This is a genomic window from Actinomadura litoris, from assembly GCF_009733595.1.
In the GTDB taxonomy this organism is placed as follows: Bacteria; Actinomycetota; Actinomycetes; order Streptosporangiales; family Streptosporangiaceae; genus Spirillospora; species Spirillospora litoris.
This window is the reverse complement of record NZ_WOFH01000020.1, coordinates 1-17052: the sequence shown is the minus strand read 5'-3', so window position 1 is coordinate 17052 and position 17052 is coordinate 1. Positions and strand designations below refer to the sequence as shown.

At 72.0% G+C, this 17052-nt stretch carries 21 protein-coding genes; 9 read left to right on the top strand and 12 right to left on the bottom strand.

What is annotated here, in order from left to right:
* Positions 1 to 9: 9 nt before the first annotated feature.
* The 3 genes from GNZ18_RS37805 to GNZ18_RS37795 all read left to right on the top strand — a co-directional run bounded on the left by GNZ18_RS37805 (position 10) and on the right by GNZ18_RS37795 (position 2765).
* On the top strand, positions 10 to 1182 hold the full coding sequence (locus tag GNZ18_RS37805) for an 8-amino-7-oxononanoate synthase (RefSeq protein ID WP_156221900.1): 1173 nt from the start codon (positions 10 to 12) through the stop codon (positions 1180 to 1182).
* Between the two features lie 112 nt (positions 1183 to 1294).
* Positions 1295 to 2023, top strand: coding sequence for a GntR family transcriptional regulator (locus GNZ18_RS37800; protein WP_242885886.1), 729 nt, complete (start codon positions 1295 to 1297; stop codon positions 2021 to 2023).
* A 106-nt stretch (positions 2024 to 2129) separates the two neighbouring features.
* The gene (locus tag GNZ18_RS37795; RefSeq protein ID WP_173391007.1) at positions 2130 to 2765 is read left to right on the top strand and encodes a Uma2 family endonuclease; all 636 of its coding nucleotides are present in this window, start codon (positions 2130 to 2132) and stop codon (positions 2763 to 2765) included.
* 43 nt (positions 2766 to 2808) lie between these two features.
* Here the strand turns inward: GNZ18_RS37795 and bioD are convergent, their stop codons facing one another.
* On the bottom strand, positions 2809 to 3534 hold the full coding sequence (bioD, locus tag GNZ18_RS37790) for a dethiobiotin synthase (protein WP_312874972.1): 726 nt from the start codon (positions 3532 to 3534) through the stop codon (positions 2809 to 2811).
* A gap of 156 nt (positions 3535 to 3690) precedes the next feature.
* On the opposite strand from bioD, the gene GNZ18_RS37785 reads away from it, so the two are divergent.
* Positions 3691 to 4473 (top strand): hypothetical protein, encoded by a 783-nt coding sequence (locus tag GNZ18_RS37785; protein WP_156221894.1) that lies wholly within the window; start codon positions 3691 to 3693, stop codon positions 4471 to 4473.
* Between the two features lie 92 nt (positions 4474 to 4565).
* Positions 4566 to 5069: a GNAT family N-acetyltransferase gene (locus GNZ18_RS37780; RefSeq protein ID WP_156221892.1), complete on the top strand. Its 504-nt coding sequence runs from the start codon at positions 4566 to 4568 to the stop codon at positions 5067 to 5069.
* A 1-nt stretch (position 5070) separates the two neighbouring features.
* Here GNZ18_RS37780 and GNZ18_RS37775 read toward each other — a convergent pair whose 3' ends face one another.
* The 7 genes from GNZ18_RS37775 to GNZ18_RS37745 all read right to left on the bottom strand — a co-directional run bounded on the left by GNZ18_RS37775 (position 5071) and on the right by GNZ18_RS37745 (position 12311).
* Positions 5071 to 6411, bottom strand: coding sequence for an acetyl-CoA carboxylase biotin carboxylase subunit (locus tag GNZ18_RS37775; RefSeq protein ID WP_214616751.1), 1341 nt, complete (start codon positions 6409 to 6411; stop codon positions 5071 to 5073).
* Between the two features lie 349 nt (positions 6412 to 6760).
* Positions 6761 to 8110, bottom strand: coding sequence for an HD-GYP domain-containing protein (locus tag GNZ18_RS37770; protein WP_156221890.1), 1350 nt, complete (start codon positions 8108 to 8110; stop codon positions 6761 to 6763).
* Positions 8111 to 8121: 11 nt separating this feature from the next.
* Entirely contained in the window at positions 8122 to 9468 is a 1347-nt protein-coding gene (locus tag GNZ18_RS37765; RefSeq protein ID WP_156221888.1) for an HD-GYP domain-containing protein, read from the bottom strand.
* Between the two features lie 63 nt (positions 9469 to 9531).
* Positions 9532 to 9738, bottom strand: a complete 207-nt coding sequence (locus GNZ18_RS37760) for a hypothetical protein (protein WP_156221886.1) — start codon at positions 9736 to 9738, stop codon at positions 9532 to 9534.
* 274 nt (positions 9739 to 10012) lie between these two features.
* On the bottom strand, positions 10013 to 10942 hold the full coding sequence (locus GNZ18_RS37755; protein WP_312874971.1) for an NAD-dependent epimerase/dehydratase family protein: 930 nt from the start codon (positions 10940 to 10942) through the stop codon (positions 10013 to 10015).
* Between the two features lie 356 nt (positions 10943 to 11298).
* Positions 11299 to 11595 carry a mycothiol system anti-sigma-R factor gene (gene rsrA, locus GNZ18_RS37750; RefSeq protein ID WP_156221884.1) on the bottom strand — a complete coding sequence of 99 codons (297 nt, stop codon included), beginning with the start codon at positions 11593 to 11595 and terminating at the stop codon, positions 11299 to 11301.
* A gap of 110 nt (positions 11596 to 11705) precedes the next feature.
* The gene (locus GNZ18_RS37745) at positions 11706 to 12311 is read right to left on the bottom strand and encodes a sigma-70 family RNA polymerase sigma factor (protein ID WP_214616754.1); all 606 of its coding nucleotides are present in this window, start codon (positions 12309 to 12311) and stop codon (positions 11706 to 11708) included.
* Between the two features lie 361 nt (positions 12312 to 12672).
* Here GNZ18_RS37745 and GNZ18_RS37740 point away from each other — a divergent pair, with 361 nt between their 5' ends.
* A complete protein-coding gene (locus tag GNZ18_RS37740; RefSeq protein ID WP_214616755.1) occupies positions 12673 to 13506 on the top strand; it encodes a methyltransferase domain-containing protein in 834 nt (277 codons plus the stop codon).
* Positions 13507 to 13509: 3 nt separating this feature from the next.
* On the opposite strand, the gene GNZ18_RS37735 is transcribed toward GNZ18_RS37740, so the two are convergent.
* From GNZ18_RS37735 to GNZ18_RS37720, 4 genes are all read right to left on the bottom strand, one after another.
* The gene (locus tag GNZ18_RS37735; RefSeq protein WP_214616756.1) at positions 13510 to 13821 is read right to left on the bottom strand and encodes a TraR/DksA family transcriptional regulator; all 312 of its coding nucleotides are present in this window, start codon (positions 13819 to 13821) and stop codon (positions 13510 to 13512) included.
* 70 nt (positions 13822 to 13891) lie between these two features.
* Positions 13892 to 14674 (bottom strand): SOS response-associated peptidase, encoded by a 783-nt coding sequence (locus GNZ18_RS37730; RefSeq protein WP_156221877.1) that lies wholly within the window; start codon positions 14672 to 14674, stop codon positions 13892 to 13894.
* 41 nt (positions 14675 to 14715) lie between these two features.
* Positions 14716 to 15024, bottom strand: a complete 309-nt coding sequence (locus tag GNZ18_RS37725) for a hypothetical protein (RefSeq protein ID WP_156221875.1) — start codon at positions 15022 to 15024, stop codon at positions 14716 to 14718.
* A 56-nt stretch (positions 15025 to 15080) separates the two neighbouring features.
* On the bottom strand, positions 15081 to 15473 hold the full coding sequence (locus GNZ18_RS37720; RefSeq protein WP_156221873.1) for an ATP-binding protein: 393 nt from the start codon (positions 15471 to 15473) through the stop codon (positions 15081 to 15083).
* A 160-nt stretch (positions 15474 to 15633) separates the two neighbouring features.
* On the opposite strand from GNZ18_RS37720, the gene GNZ18_RS37715 reads away from it, so the two are divergent.
* The 3 genes from GNZ18_RS37715 (at position 15634) to GNZ18_RS37705 (ending at position 16897) form a co-directional block, all read left to right on the top strand.
* Positions 15634 to 16449 carry a helix-turn-helix domain-containing protein gene (locus GNZ18_RS37715; RefSeq protein WP_156221871.1) on the top strand — a complete coding sequence of 272 codons (816 nt, stop codon included), beginning with the start codon at positions 15634 to 15636 and terminating at the stop codon, positions 16447 to 16449.
* Entirely contained in the window at positions 16440 to 16622 is a 183-nt protein-coding gene (locus GNZ18_RS37710) for a DUF397 domain-containing protein (protein ID WP_156221869.1), read from the top strand. The genes GNZ18_RS37715 and GNZ18_RS37710 overlap by 10 nt, the downstream gene beginning before the upstream one ends.
* Before the next feature lie 80 nt (positions 16623 to 16702).
* A complete protein-coding gene (locus tag GNZ18_RS37705) occupies positions 16703 to 16897 on the top strand; it encodes a DUF397 domain-containing protein (RefSeq protein ID WP_156221867.1) in 195 nt (64 codons plus the stop codon).
* The last annotated feature ends 155 nt before the right edge of the window (positions 16898 to 17052 follow it).

Genomic DNA, 17052 nt, shown 5'->3' with positions numbered 1-17052 from the left:
ATTTCCGGTATGTCCGCAACGGGAGACCCGCTGGCCCGGCTCCGCGACGCCGCCGCGCGCCGCGCGGAGGCGGGGCTGCGCCGCGCGCTGCGCCCCCGCACACCTGATCACGACGGGCTGGTGGACCTCGCGTCCAACGACTACCTCGGGCTCGCCGGTGATCCGCGGCTGACCGCGGGCGCGGTCGCGGCGGCACGCGAGTGGGGCACCGGATCGTCCGGGTCGCGCCTGGTCACCGGGACGACCGAGCTGCACGCCGAGCTCGACCGGCGGCTCGCCGCGTTCGGCGGCGCCCCCGCGGGGCTGGTGTTCTCCTCGGGCTTCCTCGCCAACCTCGGCGCCGTCACCGCCCTCGCCGGGCCCGGCACGCTGGTGGTGTCCGACCAGGTCAACCACGCCTCGATCGTGGACGCCTGCCGGCTCTCGCGGGCCCGCGTCGCGATCGCCCCGCACCGGGACGCCGCCGCCGTCGAACGCGCCCTCGCCGAGCGCGAGGAGGAGCACGCCGTCGTCGTCACCGACGCCGTGTTCTCCGTGGACGGCGACCTCGCGCCCCTCACCGGCCTGCACCGGGCCGTCCGCGCGCACGGCGCCCTCCTCGTGGTGGACGAGGCGCACGCGCTCGGCGTCGTCGGCGAGCACGGACGCGGCGCCGTCCACGCCGCCGGCCTCGCCGCCGAACCGGACGTGATCCGCACGCTGACGCTGTCGAAGTCCCTGGCGTCCCAGGGCGGCGCGGTCCTCGGCGCGCCCGAGGTGATCGACACGCTCGTCGACACCGCCCGCGCGTTCATCTTCGACACCGGCCTGAACCCGCCCGCCATCGGCGCCGCGCTCGCCGCGCTCGACGTCCTGGAGACCGAGCCCGACCTGCCCGCCCGCGCCCGCGACCGGGCCCGCGCGCTCGCAAACCTCGCGGCCGGTTCCGGCCTTGAGACCGCCGACCCGGCCGCCGCCGTCGTCCCGGTCTTCCTGGGCGAGCCGCACGCCGCGCTGCGGGCGGCCGAAACCTGCGCGGCGCACGGCGTCCGCGTAGGCTGCTTCCGGCCTCCCTCGGTCCCCAAGGGGCGCGCCTGCCTGCGGCTCACCGCCCGCGCCACGCTGAGCGAGCCGGACCTCACACGCCTCGCGGCGGCCCTGGCGGAGATCGCGGGCTCTACCGCCCGTAGTCTTCACGCATAACATCGGGGAAAACCGATGATGAACGTGAGGAGATGCCGTGACGGAGGTCAGGGGCGGGCCCCGGCACGGGGGCGGATTCGACCACGGATTCGACAGGGCCACGCTGGGGGACATCGCCAAGCACCACGCCAACCAGGCGCCGCGCATACCGAAGTACTACAAGCTGAAAGAGCTGCTCGTCGAGCTGATCCAGTCGCTGCCGCCGGGCAGCCCGCTGCCGCCTGAGCGGGCGCTCGCCGAGAAGTACGAGACGTCCCGGACGACCGTCCGGCAGGCCCTCGCCGAGCTGGTCGTCGAGGGCCGGCTCCAGCGGATCCAGGGCAAGGGCACCTTCGTCGCCAAGCCGAAGGTCTCCCAGGAGCTCCAACTGGTCAGCTACACCGAGGACATGCGGCACCACGGGCTGCGGCCCGAGACCCGCATCCTGGAGGCCGGCTACGTCAGCGCCGACGAGCGCCTCGCCTCGCTGCTCCGCATCCGTCCGGGGGGACGGGTGCTGCGCGTCCACCGGCTCCGCCTCGCCGACGGCGAGCCGATGTCCATCGACACCTCCCACCTCCCGGCCCGCCGCTTCCCCGGCCTGCGCCGCGAGCTGTCCCGGCACCACTCCCTCTACGAGACCCTCGCCACCGCCTACGAGGTCCACCTGACCGAGGCCGAGGAGACCATCGAGACCGTCCTCGCCACCCCCCACGACGCGCAGCTCCTCGGCGTGGACGTGGGCCTGCCCATGCTCCTGCTCTCCCGGCACGCCTTCGACACGACCGGGCAGCCCGTCGAGTGGGCCCAGTCCCTCTACCGGGGAGACCGGTACAAGTTCGTCACCAGACTCCGCCGCTGACCTGTGACGTTCCGCATACACTCCGAGCACGCGTTCCCTACGATGACCGGAGCAGAACGTGAGGAAGGAGTCGCCCAAAGTGACGATGGTCGATCATGTGGGTCGTATGTCCCTCCCGGACACGGCCTACAACATGTGGACCCGCGGTGAACTCGACGACTTCGTCCACGCCCCCGAGGGGCATCGCGTCGAAGTCATCGAAGGAGAGATCGTCGTGTCCCCCGCCCCTGTCGTGGCCCACGGCAACATCGTTCACCACATCACGCGCGCCATGGAGCGGGCGGCGTTCGCCGACCCGTCCTTCCCCTGGTCCGCCCGGCAGATGACGAACCTGAGCCTGCTGGGCATCGAGCAGGGCTACATCCCCGATCTCGTCGTGGCAGAGGAGCACGTGTTCGAGTCCGCCGGAGAAGCGGAGCAGATGTACCTCGTGGCGGACGAGATCGAGATGGTCGTGGAGGTCACGTCCAAGGACGGCGCGGTCTACGACAGGCCCCCGGCCGAGGGGAGAGCCCTGCGCAAGCCGTCCAAATGGTCGGGATACGCCCGGGTCGAGATCCCCTACTACCTTCTCGTCGACCGCTCCCCCAAGATCGCCTCCACCAGGCTCTACTCGATCCCCGACGCGGGCACGGGCGCCTACCTGCACAGCGATACATGGGCCTTCGGCGAGACGGTCCGCCTTCCCGAGCCCTTCGGTGTCGAGATCGACACCCGCCGCTGGACGGCCTGGAAGGACTGACCCACCGGCCCGGCGGGCCGACGCCCGCCGGGCCCGCGGCCTTCTAGCCGCCTTCGGGCTGGACGGAGGCGCGGAAGGCGGCGGGGTCGAAGGAGCCGCCGAGGGACGGCGCCAGGCCGCGGTGGGCGGTGACGAGGAACTCGGCCGGGTCCAGGGCGGCGGCGCCGGAGGGCAGGACGCCGGCCAGCGGGCGGGCGGCGATGGTCTCCAGGTCGCGGACGTTGCTGCGCATGGCGAGGTCGGGCTCGTCCGGCCAGGCGCCGATGACGACGCCCGCGAGCTGGACGCCGCGGTGCGCCATCGCCTCCAGGGTGAGCGCGGTGTGGTTGAGCGTGCCGAGGTCCGGGCGGGCGACGACGACGACGGCCGCGCCGAGCCAGCGGGCGAGGTCGGCGATCGTGGTGCCCTCCTCGTCGTAGCGGACGAGGAGCCCGCCCGCCCCCTCGACCAGCACGAGCCGGTTCCCGCTCGACAGCTCCTGGACGCGCTTGGCCACATCCGGCAACCGGACGGGCGGGACGCCCGCCCGCCGCGCGGCGGCGGCGGGTGACAGCGGGTCGGGGAACCGGGCGAACTCGTGCAGGTCGCAGACGCGGGCGAGCCGCGCCACCTCGTCGAGGTCGCCGGTCTCACCGTCCACGACGCCGGTCTGCCCCGGCTTCACGACGGCGACCGGCGCGCCCCGGGCGGCCGCCACGGCGGCCAGCGCGGCGGTGACGACGGTCTTGCCGACCCCCGTACAGGTACCGGAAACCACGATGACGCTCACGAGCCGCACACTAGCGGGCATGCGCGGCCGAGGTCCCGCACTGGAATCCACAGTCTTCGGGCCCTGTTTTTGTCACGGGCCTCTCGGCGCGGGGAACCCGGGGACGGCTTCGCTCGTCCAACGCTCATGGCTGGCCCGTACGCACGTTGTAGCTGGGTGCTGACGCTCGCTTGCGCGAGCGCGCTCACCGCCTGTGACGGGGACTCCGGCAAGCCCCCGCATTCGCTCGGTTCTCCCGGCTCGCCTTCCGGCTCGTCCGCGAGCACTCCGGCGGCGCCCGCGCCGTCGCCCACGACCGCGTCCCCCGCCACGGACCCCGCCGCCGAGCGCCTCGTGCTCCGCTGGCGCGAGACCGGGGGCTTCGCCGGCAAGGGCGGCCCCGGGACGCTCCCCGAATTCTCGCTGTACTCGACGGGTCGCGCCGTGGTCGCGTCCGAGGGGAAGGCGACGGAGTACCGCCTGAAACCCGAGGCGCTCCAGCGCCTGCTGGACGGCGCGCGCGCGGCGGGGCTCGCCCGCTCCCACACGAGCGGCCCCGGCCGCGTCATGGACGCCATCGTGCTGGAGTTCACGATGGGGCGGGCCACGACCAAGATCATCCAACCGGAGGCGCAGTCGGACCCGGCGGTGCGGTTCCGCGAGCGGCTCGACCCGCGGCGCTGGCCGCCGGGCGACCTCGTTTCCCCCGGCCGGCCGTACGCGCCCGCGAAGGTCGCGGTCCTCTCGGTCGAGAACCCCGGCGCCGGGACGGTCAAGAAGTGGCCCCTGGCCCCGCTCGGCAAGGGCGAGCGGGTGCCGGGCGGCGTCTGCACGCTGGCCCCCGCGAGCGGGGTGCCCGCCGCGCGTCCGGACGTCGGCTGGCGCAGCCAGGGCAGGACCTACACGGTCCGCGTGCGCCCGCTGCTCCCCGGCGAGTCCTCCTGCCGCGACATCCCCTGACCGGCCGCCCGCCGGGCCCCCGCGCGTTCCGGACGGACACCCGGGCTATCGTGACGCCGTGGACCGTGAGGAACAGCAGCGTGGATCGAGGGATGTCGCGGGTGGGTGAGCGGGTGACCGTGCGGGCGGCGCGGGCGGAGGAGTACGGGCGGATCGGTGAGCTGATCGTCGAGGTGTACGTGGGCAGCGGGCTCATGGCGGCGGAGTCGCCGTATGTGAGCAGGCTCCGCGACACCGCCGACTGGGCCGCGAAGACGGAGCTGCTGGTCGCCGAGGTCGACGGGGAGCTGGCGGGGTCGGTCGCCTACTGCCCGCCCGGCAGCCCCTACGCCGAGCTGGCCGGGCCGGACGAGGGGGAGTTCCGGATCCTCGCCGTCCAGGAGTGGGCGCGCGGCAGGGGCGTGGGCGCGGCGCTGGTGCGCGCCTGCGCCGACCGGGCGCGCGCGGCCGGGCTCGTGGGCATGCGGTTGTCGACGCAGTCGAACATGCGCGACGCGCACCGCATGTACGAGCGGATGGGGTTCGTCCGGACGCCCGACCGCGACTGGGCGCCGAAGCCGGGCCTCAACCTGGTGACCTACGCCCTGGCGTTCTGAGCTAGCGGGCGCGCATGCGCGGCACGATCCCGGTGTCGTACACGCCGCCGGTGAACTCGGCGTGGTCGAGCAGCTCGGCCAGGAACGGCAGGTTGGTCCGGACGCCCTCGATGTGGAAGGCGGCCACGGCCGCGCGTGCGCGGCGCAGCGCGTGGTCGCGGTCGTCGCCGTGGACGCACAGCTTGGCGAGCAGCGGGCCGTAGTAGGGGGTGACGGTGTTGCCCTCGGCGTAGCCCGCGTCGATGCGGATGCCGTCGCCGACGGGCTCCTCCCACACCTTGATCTCGCCGCCGCCCGGCTGGAAGTGCAGCGGGTCCTCGGCCTGGACGCGGAGTTCGACCGCGTGGCCGCGCGGGGCGGCGGCGGTGAACGAGACGGGCTCGCCCGCCGCGATCCGCAGCTGCTGCTCGACGAGGTCGATGCCGGTCACCAGCTCGGTGACGGGATGCTCGACCTGGAGGCGGGTGTGCATCTCCAGGAAGTAGAACTCCTGGGCGACGGGGTCCACGAGGCATTCGACGGTGCCCGCGCCGCGGTACCCGACCGCCTCCCCCGCGCGGACGGCGGCGGCCAGCATCCGCTCGCGCAGCGCGGGTGAGACGCCCGGCGACGGCGTCTCCTCGACGACCTTCTGGTACCGGCGCTGGACGGAGCAGTCCCGCTCGCCGAGCGCGAGCACGGTGCCGTCGGCCAGCCCGAGGATCTGCACCTCGACGTGCCGGGCGCCCTCCACGTAGCGCTCCAGCAGGACGTCGGCGTCGCCGAACACGCGCGCCGCGTGGGCGCGCACCGCCTCGTAGGCGTCGCGGAGCGCGGCCTCGTCGTAGGCGGCGGCGAGCCCGACGCCGCCGGCGCCCGCGGCGGGCTTGACCATGACGGGGTAGCCGATGCGCTCGGCCTCCTCCACCGCCGTCGCCGCGTCCGGGACGGGCTCCCACACGCCGGGCGCGACGGGGACCCCCGCCTCCTTCATCAGGTTCCGGGCGTTGATCTTGTCGGCCATCCGGGCGATGACGAGCGGCGGCGGACCGATCCAGCCGAGGTCGCGCTCGGCGACCCGGCGCGCGAACGCGGCGCTCTCGGACAGGAACCCGTACCCGGGGTGGACGGCGCGCGCGTTGGTCCGGCGGGCGGCCTCCAGCACGGCCTCCGCGTCGAGGTAGCCGCGGGACGGGTCGGCGGGGCCGCCGATGAGGATCGCCTCGTCCGCCTCGGCGACGAACGGGAGCTGCGCGTCGGCCTCGGAGTACACGGCGATGGCCTTGAGCCCCATCGAGCGGACGGTGTGGATGATCCGGCTGGCGATCTCACCGCGGTTCGCCACGAGGACGGACTCATACACCCGCTGGCCTCCTTCGGCGGGTCGGGGGCGGGCCGATCCGCCGACCCTAGCGTCCGCCGCGCCTCCGCGTCCGGTCACACGCCCGACAAATACCCGACCGAAGATTTGTGCGCCCCCGGTTCGGAGGGTCCGAGGGCTTTTTCGAATTGCTCTCAGCCGTCGGTCGAGGACGTCCGCGCCGGGGTGGGCACAGCGTCCGCACAAGGCGCCCGCACTTGCACAAGCACGGTCGGTATGCACGGCACGGGCAGTCGGTATACGTAGGCCGCCGTGGGCACCGTATGCGCAGGCGAGCGCCTTGGGCCCGGCTTGAATGGAACGCACCACGGAATTGGCGCGGCCCCGCCCGCTACAAGCGGGTGCGGCGGTCCACGACGCGGCTCAACGCCTCGACGACGGTCGGGTCGTACTCGGCGGCGGAGTCGAGCCGGAGCCGCTCCAGCACGGCGACGCCCCGGTCGCGGTCGGCGGAGTCGCCGACGAGGTCGTCGTAGGCGTTGGCGACCTTGATGATCCGGCCCGCGAGCGGCGGCGGGACGGGGCGCGGCACCAGCGCGTCGGCCTCGCCCCCGGGGGCGGCGGCCTCGTGCCCCGTCCGGTAGGGGTGGGAGGAGAGCTGGACGATGTGGGCGACGCGGTCCAGCACGCCGGTCTGCTTGATCACCTCGGCGCCCAGCTCGGCGATGCGGCGCTGCTCGGCGGGTGAGGCGAGCACGGTCGCGCCGCCGGGGATCGGGTCGCCGAGGGAGAGCTGCCCGATGTCGTGCATGAGCGCCGCGTACTCCAGTTCGAGCAGCTCCTCCTCGGACATGCCGAGCTCGCGGCCCATCGACACCGCGAGCTTGGACACCCGGTGCGAGTGCCCGGCCTCCACGTACCCGCCGACCTCGGTGACCCGCGACAGCGCGCGGACGGTCTGGAGGTAGGTCGCGCGGATCCCGGCGTAGCGGCGGAACGCGAACTGGGTGACGAGGATCGGCACCGTGAAGATCAGCAGCGCGGCCTCGCCCATCGCGGTGGTCGCGACCGCGATGAGCATCGCGGTGGCGCTGGTGGCCGCGCACAGCGCCATCTTCGCGTCGACCTCGTCGCGCAGCGCGATGCCGAACCTGACCCGGACGGCCTCCGCCCGGATCATCGCGGCGATCACCACGTCCGTGCAGCAGGAGAGCACGACGACGACGCCCATGAGCAGCAGCAGGAGCTGCCACGGCAGGTGCAGGGAGACCAGCGGGCGGAAGCACAGCGCGACCACGGCGACGGTGAACAGCCGCCGGGCCATCGCGTCCGGCCGCGGCGAGCGCCCGACCGCGATGTGCGGCAGCGAGCCGACGACCATGCCGGCGGCGGTCACCGCGACGACCTGGAGCGGCGAGTGCGTCGCGGCCTCGACGCCGAGCGGCGCGTGCGGCGGGGCGTTCTCCGGGCCGACGCCGACCAGCATCGCGTAGCCGATCGCGCCCGCGCTGGCGATGGGCGCGACCTCCCGGTTGCCGGGCATCACCATCCGGAACAGCTCGCCGAGCGCGATCAGCACCCCGAAGATGATCGCGATGTCGGGCTGGACGAGCCGGACGGCGGCCACCTGCGTGATCGCCACGATCACGAACAGGCCAGCGGTGGCGATCAGCAGCAGCTGACCGGAGTCGATGGTCTGCCACGCCGCCCGCTCGCGGGGGCGCATCTCGGTGCCGCTCATGGGGGGCCGGGTCACCGCCGTGCTTCGTCGCCGGCGACCTTGAGCGGCGCGCTCGGGTCGTCGTGGTCCTGCTGGGTGGTCTCGACGACGTCGTCGTCGGGCAGGACGACCGGGTCGGGCGGCTCCCAGCCGTCCCGGTCCAGCGCCCGCAGGAACGCCTCGACCATCGCCGGGTCGAAGTGGTCGCCCATGCCCCGGCGCAGCTCCTGCACGGCCGCCTCGACGCTGCGGGCCGGACGGTAGGAGCGGGTCGAGGTCATGGAGTCGAACGCGTCGGCGACGGAGATGACCCGGGCGAACTCGGGGATCTCGTCCCCGGCCAGGCCCATCGGGTAGCCGCGGCCGTTCATCTTCTCGTGGTGGTGCATGATCCCGGCGAGCGCCTCGTCCAGGAACCCGATCTCGCGGACGATCTCCAGCCCGCGCATCGGGTGCAGCTGGATCGCGGCGAACTCCTCCTCGGTCATCGGGCCGTTCTTCTGGAGCACCTTCGTGGGGACGCCGAGCTTGCCGACGTCGTGCAGCATCCCGGCGTAGCGGATGGCCTCGACCCGGTCGGCGCGCATGCCGATCTCCTGCGCGATCATCACCGAGCCTCGGGACACGCGCTCGGAGTGGCCGCGGGTGTAGAAGTCCTTGGTCTCGACGGCCTGGCACAGCGCGGCGAGGGTCGCGGCGTGCGCCTGCTGCTGCGCGTGCGCCTGCTCCAGCGCCCAGCGGGCGATGAACAGCGGCAGCAGCACCAGGACGGCGGCGAGCGGGCCGACGCGCGGCCACAGCCCGGCGATCAGCAGCCCGACCATGCCGTAGCCGAGGCAGCCGATGGCGAGCTGCCCGCTCTCGTGTAGCAGCTCGCGCGGCGCGGCCTGCCGGCTGAGCAGCAGCACCCCGGCCATCAGCGACAGGTTGACCAGGACGAAGGTGACGAGCGCGCCGAGGAACGGCCCGGTGACGTGCTCGACCCAGCGCGCCTCGCCCCGCCGGAACTCGTGCCCGCCGAGCAGCTCGAACACCGTCCCGGCGATGTAGCCGCTCAGCGCGAACTGCGCGCCGTTGAAGATCCGCTTGACCGGGGCGAAGAACCGCTGCCCGGTGACCAGGGCGCAGAGCCCGAGCAGGGCGGCCCCGGCGGGGCCGAGCAGCACCACCGAGGCCAGGCTGGCGGCGAAGCTCAGCGACACCCTCGCGCGCTCGACGTTCAGGCGCGCGGGCGCCGAGTCACAGATCAGGAAGAGCAAGGCCAGCACGGCCAGCTTGGTCCAGTCCAGCCTCGCGAAGGACGACGTCCCGATGAGGCCGGCCGCGAGGGCGGCCACACCGCAGACGTACGCCCAGGCAGCAGGAGGAAGTCCACGCATTGCCGCCCCCTCGGGAGTGACGAATGAGCGGGCCGCCGCCGGGATCGGTCGTGCCAGACGGCACTAGACCCAGGACACGCCCTTGGGCATCATCAGCGACGACGACGCCGAGGCGCTCGGGTACCGGCCGTGGCCGACCGGCGTTGAACGCTTGAGCATGGTTGCTTGCCTCCCCCCGTGGTCATCGGGCAGGCCGGCCGCGCGGCCGACCTCCGGGACCGTCCGGTCCCGGTGCTCCCGGGCGAGCACATACCCCGATTTCACGAGCATGCACGTGCTCCCGTCGCTGATTTCCGCCCAAGCGTAACGCGCCCGACCCGGCCCACACAGGCATGCGGAGAATCGTGAGCAAAGCGTGAACCAATCGTCACCTGACGTGATCAATTGTCCATCCCGAAAGGTAGCACTCGTTTGCAGGCGAACGTTTTTGCGAGCACCGAATGCACGTGCATCGTCACGGGCAGTCACAATCGCAGTCAGAATCCGCGGGAGAGGCCGGGGAAAGCGCGCGGGGAAGCGGTCGGCGAGCGGTGGAGGGGAGCCGTCAGGCGCGTTCGGCGGCGGAACGTTCCCGCGCCCACGCCACCGTGTCGGCGAGGCCGTCGCGCAGGGCGGTCGCCGGCGTCCAGCCGAGGACCTCGCGCGTGCGGCCCGGGTCCACCGCCATCGCGGGCAGGTCACCGGGGCGCGGCGGCGCGAACGCGGGGTCGTCGGGGGCGCCGACGGCGGCGGCGACGAGCGTGTGCAGGTCCCGGTCGGTGGTCTGCCGCCCGGTGCCGACGTTGAGGCGCTCGCCGCCGCCGACGTCGCCGGTGGCGCGGGCGAAGGCGTCCACCACGTCCAGGACGTGGACGTAGTCGCGGGTCTGCTTGCCGTCCCCGAACACCCTCGTCGGACGCCCGGCCAGCAGCGCGTCGGTGAAGATCGAGACGACGCCCGCCTCGCCCTCGGGCGTCTGCCGGGGCCCGTAGACGTTGGCGAGCGTCAGCGTGGTGACGTCGAGGCCGTGCAGCACCCGGTAGGTCCGCGCGTAGATCTCCCCGGACACCTTGGACGCCGCGTAGGGCGAGGCCGGCCGCAGCTCCGCGTGAGGCGGCACCGGCAGCGCGTCCGGCACGCCGTACACCGCGCAGCTGGAGGTGAACACGGCCTTGCGCGCCCCGCCCGCCCGCGCAGCCTCCAGGACGTTCGCGGTGCCGACCACGTTCACCCGGGCATCGTTGAGCGGGTCCGCGACGCTGTGCCGCACGCTGACCTGCGCCGCCAGATGGCACACGACCTCGGGACGGCGCGCGGCGGCCCGCTCGGGCAGCGCCGGGTCGGCCACGTCCATCCGCCACAGCTCCATACCGGGGTTGGCGTTGGAGCCCGAGGACAGGTCGTCCACCCCGATGACCTCGTGACCGTCGGCCAGGAGCCGGTCGACGAGATGGGACCCGATGAATCCGGCCGCGCCGGTGACGAGTGCGAGCACCCCAGCCACGATACCGATCAGCACCCGGCCCGCCGCACGCCCGCGGCGGCGCCCCGTCCCACACCTGCCACGCCGCTCTCAGAAGCCCTCAGACGGCCCTGCCCGGACGCGGTCGACACCTTGCAGGGCCCAGGATTCGGATGCGTTCAGGGGTCTTCTGGGCACGCTCAGGCATCACGGGTGTGGTTCGTGGGGGCGCTGGACGGCCCACGGTCGGGCGGGACCCACAGCGCATGATCCGAGAAGTGCGGGCGGGCCGGGTGGCCCAAGATGGATGTGCGGCCGGAACACGCGTCCGGGCCGGGACGCGCGCACGGGGCCTCAGGACGCGCGCGGGCGGGCGCGTTCAGGCGCGGTCAGGCGGTGCCGGACGTGCCCGCGTCGGACGCGGTCTTGATCTCGCCGCAGATCTCCTCGATGCGGCCGAGGACCTTGGTGCGCAGGTCGTCGGGGGCCTGCTCGCAGGCGCACGACTTGTTCACCAGCTTCTTGACGGCCTCTTCCAGCCCGTACTCGCGCAGGCAGGGCCCGCACTCGTCGAGGTGCTCGCGGACCTCGCCGCAGCCACCCTGGTCGAGTTCGCCGTCAAGATAGGTGTACACCCGCGCGAGCACCTCGTCGCACGGGGTCTCGTGGTGGTTGCCACAGCTCATGGCTCACTCACCCTCCTCATGCACCGCGCGGGCGGCCGCGGTGTCGAGCGTGTCGCTGGAGCCGGTCTGGCGGCCGGCGGGGTGCCCGGCGCGGCGGGCGGCGGGCGGGGTCATGCCGACCCCCCGCTCGTGCGCGTGAGGCCGCGGTCCCGGGCGTAGTCCTCAAGCATGCCGCGCAGCTGCCGGCGTCCCCGGTGCAGCCGCGACATCACGGTGCCGATGGGCGTGCCCATTATGTCGGCGATCTCCTTGTAGGCGAAGCCCTCGACGTCGGCGAGGTAGACCGCGATGCGGAACTCCTCGGGCAACTCCTGCAGCGCCCGCTTGACGTCGGAGTCGGGCAGGTGCTCAAGCGCCTCGGCCTCGGCGGACTTCAGCCCGCTGGAGGTGTGCGACTCGGCGCGCGCGAGCTGCCAGTCCTCGATCTCCTCGGTGGCGGCCTGCTGGGGCTGGCGCTGCCTCTTGCGGTAGGAGTTGATGAAGGTGTTGGTCAGGATGCGGTAGAGCCACGCCTTGAGGTTGGTGCCTTCCTTGAACTGGTGGAAGGACGCGAACGCCTTCGCGAAGGTCTCCTGGACGAGATCCTCGGCGTCCGCCGGGTTGCGCGTCATGCGCAGCGCGGCCGAATACAGCTGGTCCAAGAACGGGAGCACGTCGCGCTGGAACCGCTCCTGGCGCTGCTCCACGGTCTCCGTGGTGCCCGGTACCTGACCCACCCCCTTGGCTGTGGCGACGCCGGCGGCGTCGTACCCCACAGACGATATCGGTCCGCGGGGCCTGCTCACGCGGACGGGGGCCCTCGCGTCGCCGGGCGGCGCCGCGGCCCCGGCTCTCCGCCTGTGCTCGGCAACGGCTGTGGTCATGAGTTGCACCTCCGCTGTACTGGGTTGTGAGACGGTGCAACGCCGGAGGGTGCCCGCCGATTCCCCGACCCGGGGTGAGGCACGGAACAGATTCCGGAAGTTCTCCCAGCAGGATGGGATCACCTACCCCGTCCTGTACGGAGGGTGATGCCGGGGCCGGGACGGGGAAAGAAGTGACATACACGGCGAGAACAGGAGCAAACCGTTGCTACCGGTGCCGGCGCGACCTCCCGAGCCCACCATCGCGAGCCTGCGCGACGCCCCCGCCGAGGGGGCGGGGGACTCATTGGCGCGCTACTGGACGTTCTACTGGGCGGTCGCGGACGCCCAGCTCACGCGGTGGTTGCCCCGCCGCGCGTCCCGCGTGCTCGACCTGTCGGGCGGCGGCGGGCGCAGCGCGGGGCGGGCCGCGGCGGCGGGCCACTCCGTCCTGGAGGTGCACGACCCCCTCCTGGACCGCCGGCCACCCGCCCGACCTGCCGCACCGGGTAACGGGCGACATGATCGGAATAACGGGCGGTCCGCAACCAGGGGCGCCACGGCCGTCCCGGTGATCGGCGACTCCGGCGGCCTCCGCTTCGTCGGCGACGCCTCCATGGACGCGGTCATCGCCGAGAACCGCGTCCTGTCCCGCCATCTCGCCACCGAGACGACGGTCGCGGAGATCGCGCGGGTCCTGCGTCCCGGGGGCCGCGTCCTGCTGTGCGTGGACTCGCTGACGCTCGGCATGGCGCTGCTGGCCGAGCAGAACTACTGGGCGCACCTGTCGGACGTCCCGTCCGCCGAGGTCGTCCTCGTCCCCTGGCCGGACGGGACGATCACCCGCTGCTTCTGGGCCGACCAGCTCCGCGAGCTGCTCACCGAGGTCGGCCTGGAGGTCGAGTGGATCAGGCCGCGCACCGCGCTGTCGCCCTCGACCGTCGAGCACGTCCTGAGCGCCTCCCCCGACGCGCTCCCCCGCCTCGTCCGCTCGGAGCTGAACGCGCCGCCGCCCGACGACTCCCTCGGCATCCACCTCCTGGCCAGCGCGAGGAGGCGCTCCGGGTAGCGGTCACGAGGCGCAGGCGATGCACCGGGTGGCGTCCGGACGCGCCTCCAGGCGCCCCTCGGCTATCGGACGCCCGCACCCGGCGCAACGGCCGTAGGTGCCGGACGCGACCCGCTCCAGCGCCGCGACCACCGCGCCCCGGTGGGCCTCCAGCGACTCCAGCGCGGCCTCGACCCGGTCGCCGTCGGTCAGCCCGGCCCCCGCGTCGGCCGGGCAGTTCTCGCGGGCGGAGTGCTCGCCGCGCAGGATCGCGATCGAGCGGTCGAGGTCGTCCAGCATGGATTCCAGGCGGGACCGGGCGGTGGCGGTGTCCACGGTGCTCCGAACTCCTCCCGGGATTCCCGGGCGGGGGGATTCTCACTTCCGGCCGCCGCCTGCGCGGCGGTCAGAACAGGGCGTCGGAATGGTCGTCGGAACTATCCCCGTTCGCCGCCGGTTCTATGAGTTGCGGTCCGTTGTTTCTCACGTTGTTGACCATCTTGGACACGGGATAGGCGTCCATCGTCCCGGCCATCGCGGGAACCAGCAGGCCGCGCACCTCCTCGACGTCGGTGAGCTCCGGGTCGAGCCACGCCTCCCAGCGGCCCGGCTCGACCACCATCGGCATCCGGTCGTGGATTCGGCCGAGGTCGTCGGGCGCGTTGGTGGTGATCACCGTGCACGTCCAGATCCACTCGTCCTCGGGGCTTTTCCACAGTTCATAGAGCCCGGCGATCGCCATCACCGCCTCGTCCTTGGGACGGATGAAGAACGGCTGCTTCTGCGGCTTCTTGCTCTTCTTCTCCCCCTCCGCCGGGTCGTCCTTCCCCTGGAGCGTGTACCACTCGAAGTAGCCGTCGGCGGGCAGCAGGCACCGCCGCTTGGCGAACGCGCGCCGGTAGGACGGCTTCTCGTGCGCCGTCTCCACCCGCGCGTTGATCATGCGGGACCCGATCGCGAGGTCCTTCGCCCACGAGGGCACAAGGCCCCAGCGCAGCGTCCGCAGCGTCCGGACGGCGTCCTCCTCCTCGGGCGCGTCCTTGGGCCGCCGGGTGAGGATCGCGGGCACCTGCTTGGTGGGCGCGACGTTGTAGTCGGGCTCGATCTCCCCGTCCACGGCGTCGAACTGGACCTGGAACTCGTCCAGCAACTCCTGCCGCGCCCGGCTGGTGGCATACCGACCGCACATAACCCTGGGCCTCCTCGCGTCGATGCCGGAACACTCGCAGATTAGGCCCTCTGCTCGGCACACCGCCCGCGAAGGAACCGGTCGATCCCCTTCGCCGCGTCCTTGATGTCGCCCTCGCAGGGGAACAGGAACCCGCTCCACCCGTACGCCGCCTCGTGGAATCCCCACCGCCCGCCGGGAACGGCCATCACGTTCACCATCGTGACCGCCCCGTGCTCGCCGTAGACGCGCAACAACGGCTGCCGCACCAGGATCACCTCCGGACGATACGTCGGCACGCACCGCCATCCGTACACCTCAAGTTCCGGCGCCAACGCGTCCAGGTACCCGATCACAAGTTCACGGTGCATTTCCGTCCGCCACTTCAGATAGCGAACACGGAGCCTGCGCCGCACCTCATAACCGGTCAGCGAAGCTTGACCCATACGATCTTTCCTCCCTCGTTCAGCGGACGCACTCCCCACGTCCACGCCATCTCGACCACCAGCGCCAAGCCACGCCCCGAGGTAGCGGTGAGATTCTCAGAAACAACCTCCGGACGCCCCTCACCGCCGTCCCACACCTCGATGACCAGGCGCCCATCCCGCTCGTCCCGCAGAACGCGCACCACGATCGGCCCCTCACCATGCAGATAGGAATTGGTAACCAACTCACACACCACAAGCCGCCCCACGTAGTCGTCGGCGACCCCCCACTCCGCGAACACATCCGCCACAAACCCCCGCGCAACACCCGCCGCCCTATCGGTGGATTCAAGGACGAGCGTGGGAATTTCGGGCGCCTTGACCGGAGCGGACATAAGGGATCACCTCGGAGAAATTCGCGTTCTTCCTGTGCCCGAGCCTGACGCACGCAAGAGCGGCGGCATCACGAAGCGGAGATGGGTGCCTGACAATTAACCTCGACCAAATTCGCCGACTTGGTGGCCGGTTGGCTCAGGCTTGGGCGACCATGCCCCCATGGCACCACGACGGTCGAAAGCGAAGATCAGCCCGAGCCTGGTCGCGTTCGGGCGCAGGTTCCGCAGATATCGCGACGCGAAAGGATGGAGTCAGGAGAACGTCGCCCGCAGAGCCCATGACGGCGGAGGCGTCACCCCGCAGTACATCGGCCAGATCGAGACCGGCCGCACGCGCTGCACCCGTGAGTTCGCAGAGGAGATGGACCGCGAGCTTGAGGCCGGCGGCGAACTCATCGAACTGTGGGAGGACTTCGTCAAGGGCGCCACGTTCCCGACCTGGTACGAGTGGCTGCCGGTCGAGGAGACGGCGGCCGAGCTCACGTGCTACAGCCTCTCGCTCGTGCACGGCCTGCTCCAGACTCCCGCCTACGCCGAGGTCCTGCTCTACGGCGACAAGGAGAAGACGGACGAGCGCATGGCGCGCCAGGGCATCCTGACCCGGCAGAACCCCGCACCCCCGGGCTGCACGTTCCTGATCGACGAAGGCGTGTTCCTGCGCGAAGTCGGTAGCCCCGAAATCATGCGCGAGCAGCTCCAGCACCTGGTCGAGGCATCACGGACCCTCAAGGCGGCCGTACACGTCGTGAAAATGCGCGGCGACCACCTCGGCAACATCAGTTCGTTTACGATCGCCACCATGGAGGACATGGCGGAGGTGGCATACATCGAGAGCCCGGCGCGCGGGTTCACACTGGAGGAGTACGACGAGATCACCGCTCTCCGCCGCGCGCTCCGAGAGGTGCGGGCGCTGGCCCTCCCAGTAGACCAATCGCTCGACTTCATCCGAAAGGTGCAGGCAGAACGATGGATCTGAACAAGGCCACCTGGCGTAAGAGCAGCCACAGCGGCGGCACCGGAGGCGAGTGCGTCGAGATGGCGTCCGCCCCCGGCCTCGTCGCCATCCGCGACTCCAAGGACCCCCACGGACCGAAGCTGGTCATCCCCCGCGACACCTTCGCCTCCCTGGTCACCGTCCTCAAGCGATAACCCTCCAACAACACGAGCCCCGACCCTGACAGGGCCGGGGCTCACGCTTGATACGCGGCGGGCTCGGGCATCTACCGGACATGCAATCCATCGCAAGCACGGAACGACCCGCCTGGCGTAAGAGCAGCCACAGCGGTAGCACCGGAGGCGAGTGCGTCGAGATGGCGTCCGCCCCCGGCCTCGTCGCCATCCGCGACTCCAAGGACCCCCACGGACCGAAGCTGGTCATCCCCCGCGACACCTTCGCCTCCCTGGTCACCGCCCTGAAGCGATAACCTCCAACAACACGAGCCCCGGCCTGACAAGGGCTGGGGCTAGATCGTTGATGGGGGTTTGCTGAACCGGTCGCAGGCATGGTGAAGGGCGCCCATGATCAGTGTGTGAAGACAAACCTGGACGCCCTTCTGACCGCACTCTATGTCCATCTGGA